The sequence below is a fragment of the Bifidobacterium jacchi genome (genome assembly GCF_009078285.1).
Classification (GTDB): Bacteria; Actinomycetota; Actinomycetes; order Actinomycetales; family Bifidobacteriaceae; genus Bifidobacterium; species Bifidobacterium jacchi.
Window position 1 is genome coordinate 1 of the sequence record NZ_RQSP01000088.1, and the last position, 1905, is coordinate 1905.

The 1905-nt window shown below is 49.5% G+C and carries 1 protein-coding gene; it reads left to right on the top strand.

Going from position 1 to position 1905, the window contains the following annotated elements:
• Nucleotides 1-186: 186 nt before the first annotated feature.
• Nucleotides 187-1905 (top strand): hypothetical protein (locus tag EHS19_RS10905; protein ID WP_175578436.1); only part of this gene is annotated, 1719 nt, incomplete at its 3' end.

Consider the following 1905-nt stretch of genomic DNA (forward strand, 5'->3'; position numbering starts at 1 on the left):
GCACATCTGCGACCTCGTCGCGTACTCCACGCCCTCGAACAACCACCTGCCCACCTGTTCCTCCCGTCGGTCGGTCAGGTGTTGCAACGATCACTGGAACCCGCCCCCGTTGAATATTGTCCTTGGGGGGGGGGATAACAATAATAAAGCCTCAAGGCTTTATATAGTGAAGAGGAAGGCAATCCTATGCGTAGGATCAGCAAATATGCAGCCGCTATCATTGCGGCTGGTGTCCTGTTCGGAGGGGTCGGCGTTGCACATGCCGATGAAGGATCTGGATCTACTGAGCTTCAGCCAATGGGGTCGCAGGCACAGGTGCAGAACAACATGTCCTCCAAGTCTGACGCATCCACTGAACAGCAGACACTGGAACCGCACATGCAGTCTTCTCAAACTGAAGAGGAGAGCTCTCAGACGGGCTCCAATAGCATGAGAAGTCCTATTCCTAGTGCTTCAACACCGACGATAGTCGCTATTCAATCCCCTCAGCGTGTGCTCAAATGGGGTGCGAAGTATGGCGATAATGCAACGAAACCGACATTCAAAGTCACACTTAGTGGATTAACCAAAGGACAGTCCTACGGTGTGTCGTCGAATATCAGCGGCAATTACGATTATGAGCAGCCGCAGATTGGGGGTACGGACACTGCCTATGCCGGGAATGAAGCGGTTTTCACTGCGACGGCCGCAACGCAGACTGTGGAAGTCAAGTATGCTGGTGGGGTTGGAACAGGATGGGGCAATCCTCCTACGTCTGCATGGTTTGCTTTGTTGAAAGGGAAAATCGAGACCGGCAACAATGGCTGGTATCCAAACCCGCAGAAGATCACTTATGTGACTGGTCCAGTGCTCTCCGCTCGTTCTGTACAAGTGAAGTTCATTCGCTTGGATGGCTCCACATTAAAGCTAACGAACCAGCGAGTAGATGAAATCGGTCAGCATACCGTTGGACTAAAAGCTAATTATTCGATTGATTCTCAACTTGTGTCTGAGGTGAAGTCAATTTGCTACTCGACTACCATTGTCCGTGTCTTCAGACAGGATGGTAAGCTCGTTAAGGGTGATTGGCCTATTTGGGCTGACGAGGCGCGCTCCGTATGGGATTGTGTCACCAATCGCATACCAGATTCCAACCTTGCAGGAGCAAGTGCATATGCTAGCGTAAGGAATGTTGTAGAGGGCAATACAAAGAATCAGCGTATACTCACACAATACTTTAATCATGGCTATACGGAAGATGGCAACATCCGCTCTTCGGGGACGATTACCCATACTATCCCCGGTTTATTTGCTGGAACGAAATATGGTAATTGGGGTTATTCCGGTATCATTACGCCGAATAAGCTGTTTTTTGATTTGAGCCATGCGCAGAAAGATGCTTCGGACCCTGCCTCGATGATGTACTCAGGGTTGTCCGTGCAGTTCAAGGACGGTTCTATTTACACGGCGAGCCAGAATCAAACAAGTAACGTGCCGACTTTTACTACGTCAAGGGACGTTCCGAATTCCGAAGGACAGCTCAATAACAGCAACAAAGGCGGAGTGACTGGAAATAATGGAGGCAAGGCAAAACCGGATTCAGTATACCGCCTATATATTGATAGTCTGAAGAACACGGATGCGTGTATAGCTGCTAGCAAGAAGGGCGATTACTGCTATTGGACCGGGTATATCTTTTCGACTCCTCGAAAGCTCACTTCTCCGGATGGACAAGCATCAGCGGTTCGCATTGATCCTTCGGGTCGAGCGTACGTCGAGTTTAAGATTCCTGCCGGATATAAAGGGTCTCATAAGATTGCCATTTACAGTGAAACTGGTCGCCTTAAAGGATGGTCTCCGGTGACAGTGGGAACAGCATCTTCAGAAGCAACTCAGACGATGTATCGCCTGTATAACCGAAATTCT